Annotated in this window: 7 protein-coding genes and 2 pseudogenes; all 9 read right to left on the reverse strand. The window is 43.2% G+C overall.

Going from position 1 to position 7342, the window contains the following annotated elements:
• A partial coding sequence (locus Q0I54_RS12610) for an Hsp70 family protein (RefSeq protein ID WP_296119098.1) occupies positions 1–725 on the reverse strand: 725 nt, incomplete at its 3' end.
• Positions 726–777: 52 nt separating this feature from the next.
• On the reverse strand, positions 778–1389 hold the full coding sequence (grpE, locus tag Q0I54_RS12615; protein ID WP_296119103.1) for a nucleotide exchange factor GrpE: 612 nt from the start codon (positions 1387–1389) through the stop codon (positions 778–780).
• Between the two features lie 38 nt (positions 1390–1427).
• Entirely contained in the window at positions 1428–2471 is a 1044-nt protein-coding gene (gene hrcA, locus Q0I54_RS12620; protein WP_367270855.1) for a heat-inducible transcriptional repressor HrcA, read from the reverse strand.
• Positions 2472–2655: 184 nt separating this feature from the next.
• Entirely contained in the window at positions 2656–3807 is a 1152-nt protein-coding gene (gene hemW / locus Q0I54_RS12625; protein WP_296119108.1) for a radical SAM family heme chaperone HemW, read from the reverse strand.
• 89 nt (positions 3808–3896) lie between these two features.
• Positions 3897–5711 carry a translation elongation factor 4 gene (gene lepA, locus Q0I54_RS12630; RefSeq protein WP_296119114.1) on the reverse strand — a complete coding sequence of 605 codons (1815 nt, stop codon included), beginning with the start codon at positions 5709–5711 and terminating at the stop codon, positions 3897–3899.
• A gap of 172 nt (positions 5712–5883) precedes the next feature.
• Positions 5884–6156, reverse strand: a complete 273-nt coding sequence (locus tag Q0I54_RS12635) for a hypothetical protein (protein ID WP_296119110.1) — start codon at positions 6154–6156, stop codon at positions 5884–5886.
• Positions 6157–6158: 2 nt separating this feature from the next.
• A pseudogene (locus Q0I54_RS12640) lies at positions 6159–6620 on the reverse strand (SIS domain-containing protein); the annotation flags it as partial.
• A gap of 45 nt (positions 6621–6665) precedes the next feature.
• A pseudogene (locus tag Q0I54_RS12645) lies at positions 6666–6785 on the reverse strand (sugar transferase); the annotation flags it as partial.
• A 155-nt stretch (positions 6786–6940) separates the two neighbouring features.
• Positions 6941–7342 (reverse strand): hypothetical protein (locus Q0I54_RS12650; protein WP_296119112.1); only part of this gene is annotated, 402 nt, incomplete at its 5' end.

Raw genomic sequence — 7342 nt, forward strand, 5'->3', positions numbered from 1 at the left:
TTTTTCGCTTTCTCAGCTGCTTCTTTTAATCTCTGAAGAGCCATTTTATCTGTAGAAAGATCTACACCTTCCTGTTTCTTGAACTCTGCGATCATATAATCTGTGATCTTCTGGTCGAAATCATCACCACCAAGTCTGTTATCACCAGATGTAGATAATACTTCAATAACACCATCACCGATCTCAATGATAGATACATCAAATGTACCACCACCAAGGTCATACACCATGATCTTCTGCTCTTTCTCGTTGTCCAGACCATAAGCTAAAGCTGCTGCTGTCGGCTCGTTGATGATACGTTTTACATCAAGACCTGCGATCTTACCAGCATCTTTTGTTGCCTGACGCTGAGCATCGTTGAAGTATGCCGGAACTGTAATAACAGCCTCAGATACTTTCTCGCCTAAGTAGTTCTCAGCATCTGCTTTTAATTTCTGAAGAATCATTGCGGAAATCTCCTGCGGAGAATATTTCTTTCCGTCAATCTCTTTCTTGTAATCTGTACCCATCTCTCTCTTGATAGAGGAGATTGTTTTCTCTGCGTTTGTAACAGCCTGACGTTTTGCCGGCTCACCTACCAGTCTCTCACCTGTTTTTGTGAAAGCTACTACTGATGGTGTTGTTCTTGCTCCTTCTGTATTTGCTACAACTACCGGTTTACCACCTTCCATAACTGCTACGCAGCTGTTTGTTGTTCCTAAATCAATACCAATAATCTTGCTCATAATCGTGTCCTCCTGATTCTATATTCATATTGTTATTATCTATAAATGAAGGTCAGTTTGCTACTTTTACCATGCTGTGGCGAACCACGGAATCACGGTATGTGTAACCTTTCTGGAATTCCTCAGCGATGATGTTCTCGCCAAGCTCTTCATCCTCGATATGCATTACTGCATTGTGCAGATTCGGATCAAATTCCTGTCCAACCGCTTCGATTGGTTTTACTCCTGCTTCTTCCAGCATGGTCATCATCTGTTTGTAAATCTTTTCCATACCTTCTACGAAAGGAGTTCCTTTTTCTTCCTCGGTAACAGCTGCCAGACCACGTTCGAAGTTGTCAACAACCGGAAGTATTTTTTCTACGATACTTTTTGCACCGGTCTCAAACATCTGTGTCTTTTCTTTTTCTGTTCTCTTACGGAAGTTATCAAACTCAGCCATCTGTCTTCTGACTCTGTCTGTAAGTTCTTCGATTTTCTCATCTTTTTTGTCTTTCTTTTCTTTCTTCTTGAAGAAAGATCCTTTTTCTTTCTCAGCTTCCGGTTCTTCGGCTACAGCCTCTTCGGCTTCTTCTACAGTTTCTTCCTCCGCTGCATCATTTATTTCTTCATTTTCTAAGATTTCTTCTTCCATCTCTTCCGGGCTGATGTTTTTGTTCTCTGCCATCAAAATCCCACCTTTCCGTTTTCATCATCTTTCAATGACTACTCATCTGTCTTTTTAAATATATCATCCAGCTGAACCTTTAAGGTTCGCAGGTTGTCAACTACTTTTTCGTAATCCATACGTTTCGGCCCGACGATTCCGACGGTTCCGCGGATTCCTTTTCCCAGATCGTAAGTGGCTGTTACCACACTGCAATCTTTCATTCCCTGCATCGGGCTTTCGTTTCCGATGTACACCTGAATGCCGGTTCCCGGATTTTCGTTTCCTTTATCTGCAGTGAACAGATCCTTGAACTCCTGCTTTTCTTCAAAAGCACTGATCAGTTCGCTGGCCCGCTCAGAATCACTCAGTTCCGGGTATTTGAAGATATTCGTTGCTCCGCTGGTATAAATTTCAAGATCTTCATCTTCCTGAATTGCCTGAGCAACTGTATCCAGCACATCACTTACCATCGCGCTGTGGATACCTGCCTGTTCCTTCAGTCTGGAAATCGTTCCAAGATTGATATCCTCGAGGGCAAGACCATTTAAGCTTCCGTTCAACAAAATGTTTAACTTCAACATTGTCTCCTGATCCGGTGTCTCACTTGTATGAATGATCTTGTTCTTTACGATGTTGCCATCCAACATGATTGTTGCCAAAACCTGGGAATCATCTACCGCGGAAAGCTGAATAAATTTTACTTTTCCATGGTGGGTCTGAGGTGCGGATACAACGGTTGCATAATTGGTATTTACCGCCAGCATTTTTGCAATCTGTTTTAAAACAAATTCCATACGCTCCGTTTTCTCAATCACAAATTCCTTCATATCGGAAATCTCATGATCCTTTTCTTCCATCAGATGATCCACATAGAATCGATACCCTTTATCTGATGGAATCCGTCCTGCCGAAGTATGTGGCTGAACGATGTACCCAAGTTCCTCCAGATCTGACATCTCGTTACGAATCGTTGCAGAACTGAGATTCAGATCAGACGCTTTTGCGATCGTTCTGGAACCAACCGGCTCACCCGTTTCCAGATAAGTCTGAATGATTGCATGTAAAATTTTCGTTTTTCTTTCGTCCAATCCTTCGCTCATGTGTTTCATGCTCCTGTAATTGATGCTTTTTTCCTTGTTAGCACTCAACCGTTTGGAGTGCTAATATCTTCATTACCTAATGTAGCACTATCGTTTTTCTTTGTCAACATCTAATTTCATTTTTTTCATTTTTTGTAAAGCGGACATTCGCAATCCGCTTTCATTACACTTATTACGTTAAGCATTATAGTAAAAATTCTGACAGCACATAATTGCTGACATCAATGCCATGCTCCGTCAGGCGCACATAGCCTGCCACTTCTTCGATCAGCTGCTCGCCTTTTAATTTGCGAAGTACCTCTCCATAAACACTGTCCAGTGTCACCTGAAATGTTTTTTCAAACTGCTGCCGGGAGACTCCTGCCATCAGACGCAGACCAAGAAACATAAATTCTTCCATTTCGGATTTTTTGTCTAATGTTTCTATATGGATATGATGATACTCCTGTTCCAGATATTCCTTCAGATCTGAAGTATTCTGAAAGCGCTGGTGTTCCACAAAGGAAGATGCTCCCAATCCCAGTCCCAGATAATCCTTTCTGGTCCAGTAGCCACAGTTGTGCCGACATTCGTATCCCGGCTTCGCATAATTGGATATCTCATACCGCTCATACCCTTTTGTATGCAAAAAAACCTCCGTCAGTTCATACATCTGCCGTTCGGCCTCTTCCTCCGGAAGCAAACGCGGATGCCCGCCTTCCTCCCGGATTTGCTCATCTTCTGCAAACCGCTCATAAAACGGTGTTCCTTCTTCAATGATCAGGCTGTACGCCGAAATATGCTCCGGGCGCAATGCTGTCACTTTTTGCAACGTACTTTGCCAGCTTTTCAATGTCTGTCCCGGCAGCGCCGACATCAGATCCACATTGATGTTTTCAAATCCGGCTTTCCTCGCCAGATCGTAGCTTTCCAGAAACTGCGCAAAATTGTGGATTCGTCCCAAAAGCTGCAATTCTCTGTCATCCGCGGACTGCAGCCCCATACTGAGCCGGTTAAATCCCGCCTGCACCAGTTTTTCTACCTTTCCTGCCGTCAGCGTCCCCGGATTGCACTCTACTGTGATTTCTGCATCTGCCGCCAAATGAAAATGCTTCTTTACCGTCTCTAATATGGCAGCAAGCTGATATCCTTCCAAGATTGTCGGTGTACCACCGCCAAAAAAGATACTGCTCACCTGATATTCCTCAAATTGTGCTCCGTAATATGCAATTTCTTCCTGTAACTTCTTTATATAAGAAATCCGCACCGGCGGATCAGCCGGTGCAGATAAGAAATCACAGTATGCACATTTTCGCTCACAAAAAGGAATATGAAGATATAATTCTAATTCTTTCATATGTTTCCCCTGTTAATCACGCTGTTCTACATCGTTTTCACATATATTACTGATATATAAGTAAAAGCCAAAAACAGCACAGCTTATTTTTATTTATCATCCAGTTTCAGAACGCTCATAAACGCTTTCTGCGGAATCTCTACATTTCCGACCTGGCGCATACGTTTCTTACCTTCCTTCTGTTTCTCCAGAAGTTTTCTCTTTCGGGAAATATCACCGCCGTAACATTTTGCCAGTACGTCTTTGCGCATTGCTCTGACAGTCTCACGGGCGATAACTTTTCCACCAACGGCTGCCTGAATCGGAATTTCAAACAGATGACGCGGAATCTCTTCTTTTAACTTCTCGCACATCTTGCGGCCGCGCTCATATGCACTGCCGGAGAATACGATAAAGGAAAGCGCATCCACTTCTTCTTTATTAATAAGGATATCCAGTTTTACCAGATCAGAACGGGTGTATCCCTTCATCTCATAGTCAAAAGAAGCATATCCTCTGGAACGGGATTTCAACGCATCAAAGAAATCATAAATGATTTCATTCAGCGGCAGGTCATATTTGATCAGCGCACGCGTCTCCTCCATATATTCCATACTGATATAAATACCGCGGCGCTCCTGACACAGATCCATGATGGCGCCAATGTACTCGCTGGTTACCATAATCTCTGCACTTACCATCGGCTCTTCCATATAGTCGATTTCAGACGGATCCGGCATGTTGGACGGGTTTGTCAGATCCATCACGGTTCCATCTGTCTTGTGTACCTTGTAAATAACGCCCGGTGCTGTCGTTACCAGATCCAGGTTGTACTCGCGTTCCAGACGCTCCTGAATAATTTCCAAATGCAACAAACCTAAAAATCCACAACGGAAACCAAATCCCAGTGCTGCGGATGTCTCCGGTTCAAACTGAAGGGCCGCATCATTTAACTGCAGTTTTTCCAGTGCATCACGCAGATCCGGATATTTCGCACCATCAGACGGATACAGACCACAGTAAACCATCGGATTTACTTTCTTGTATCCCGGAAGCGGCTCTGCGCACGGATTGGAACGGTTTGTAATCGTATCACCCACGCGGGTATCCTGTACATTTTTGATACTTGCCGTAATATAACCTACCATACCGGCAGATAATTCCTCACATGGAATAAACTGACCGGCGCCAAAATAACCAACTTCCACAACATCTGCTGTGGCTCCCGTTGCCATCATTTTGATTGGCGTACCGGTACGAACCGTACCTTCTTTGATACGGCAGAAAACAATAACCCCTTTGTATGCATCATACAGAGAGTCAAAAATCAATGCCTGTAGTGGAGCCTTCGGGTCTCCGGTCGGAGCCGGAATCTTCTCTACGATCTGTTCCAGCACCTGCTCTACGTTCAAACCTGTTTTTGCAGAAATCTGCGGTGCATCATGGGCTTCCAGTCCAATGACATCCTCGATTTCCTCAATGACACGCTCCGGATCCGCACTCGGCAGATCGATTTTATTAATAACCGGCATAACATCCAGATCATGATCCAATGCCAGATATACATTTGCCAGCGTCTGTGCCTCAATACCCTGTGCTGCATCCACGACAAGAATTGCACCGTCACAAGCTGCCAGACTTCGGGAAACCTCATAGTTGAAATCCACATGACCCGGAGTGTCGATCAGGTTGAAGATATACTCCTCCCCGTCTTTCGCCTTATAAATAATACGAACCGTCTGCGCTTTGATTGTAATACCACGTTCACGCTCCAGATCCATATTGTCCAACACCTGAGACTGCATCTCACGGCTGGTCAGCAAACCTGTCATCTCGATGATTCGGTCTGCCAGGGTAGATTTACCATGGTCAATATGTGCAATAATACAAAAATTTCTGATTTTACTCTGATCTATCACTAAAATTCCTCCAAACTTTTTTCTCGTTACATAAAACGTATTTTACCAAATACGCATAACATCCCAATTTAGTTATGATTTTAACATCGAACCTGGGAAATAGCAAGTTGCACATAGAAAAACATTTTGCAAAAAATTTATTTCGATAGTTTATTATAATTTAATACCTGTCCTTGATCTATTCTACCTTTGCAATCCCCAACTCCATCACTTCACCACTTGTCAGTGTAATGAGCATTCTGCCAGAGCATTTCTGAGAATAGTACGCATAGATATTATTCCCTGCATCAAACTTCTCCTCAACACTGACAATATCATTCTTTGAAATAATATGTAACTCAGCCAGGCGTAGAATGGAGCCTTCCTCATAAATCGGCTGTGGCTTTGAAAAATACTGACAGAAGGAAGAATCCTTATAATAAATATAATGATATTTGAACAGCTCTTTCATCACTACTCCACCGTTACACTCTTCGCCAGATTTCTCGGTTTATCCACATCCAATCCTTTCGCGGCAGACACATAATATCCAATCAGCTGCAATGGGATCACAGCCAGTGATGCTACGAAATGTGGATCCGTTTTCGGAATATATGTCACAAAATCAGCCGTATCCTCAATATTATAATTGCCGTAAGTTGTCATTCCCATCAGATATGCACCACGGCTCTTACACTCTACCATATTGCTGACCGTTTTCTCATAAAGCTCCGGCTGTGTCAGCACACCGATCACCAGCGTACCATCTTCGATCAGTGAAATCGTTCCATGCTTTAACTCACCGGCTGCATAGGCCTCGGAATGAATATAGCTGATCTCCTTCATCTTCAGGCTGCCCTCCAGACAGATTGCATAATCAATGCCACGGCCTACGAAAAATACATCTTTCGTATTTACCTGTTTGGATGCAAACCACTAGATCTCTATTCAACACAAAAAACAGCGAACCACCTATGCACATAATTCTGGTCTTGGACCAATAAAACTCATTGTGCCAATGAGGATATTTATCAAATTTGCTGTTTCATCTAGTTTTGTCTTACGCAAAAAACTACCAACCTTTGTAATTCGTGGATCATGCATTGCTGTTGTTCCGCCACCTATCTTGTCAATCTCTTATATATTCCGCATACGGAGTTTGCAAATAAACCATTCAAAAAATCAATTCAACACAAGTCTTATAATTAGTGCAAAATATTAATTCGCGTTTCACCTCCTGTATCTATGAATTATTTTTACGGCTTACTTGTAATCTCCAGCCCCATGCGAAGTTCCATCTCACCCTTTGCATAAGGCAGACTGATCCGCGCAAGCCGCTTATGTCGATCTATTTTTCTGATCCGTGACTCATAACCAACCAATGGTCCCTGTGTCACATGTATTTTTCCTTCTGCGATATAACCGGTGGACATTCCCATATGGTGAGAATCGTCTGACAAACGACGCAGCAAATCCTCTTCCTGGCTGTCTATAGGCGTGACAATACCGCCGGTCGCCAGTATTTTGGATGCCAGCTCATTGCGATTCATTTCTTTCTCCAGTTGTTCACCATTGCTGCTTTCTATGAAGAAATAATCCGGGAAGGTATAAGAACGCTCCAGATGCCATTCGCCCTGATAACGTTTCATGCGGTCGTA

Origin of the sequence: uncultured Eubacterium sp., from assembly GCF_934295145.1 — a bacterium.
Classification (GTDB): Bacteria; Bacillota; Clostridia; order Lachnospirales; family Lachnospiraceae; genus Eubacterium_I.

Coding starts and splice junctions, on each gene's coding strand:
- grpE (WP_296119103.1), bottom strand. CDS start 1,389: ATGGCAGAGAACAAAAACATCAGCCCGGAAGAGATGGAAGAAGAAATC.
- hrcA (WP_367270855.1), bottom strand. CDS start 2,471: ATGAGCGAAGGATTGGACGAAAGAAAAACGAAAATTTTACATGCAATC.
- hemW (WP_296119108.1), bottom strand. CDS start 3,807: ATGAAAGAATTAGAATTATATCTTCATATTCCTTTTTGTGAGCGAAAA.
- Q0I54_RS12635 (WP_296119110.1), bottom strand. CDS start 6,156: ATGAAAGAGCTGTTCAAATATCATTATATTTATTATAAGGATTCTTCC.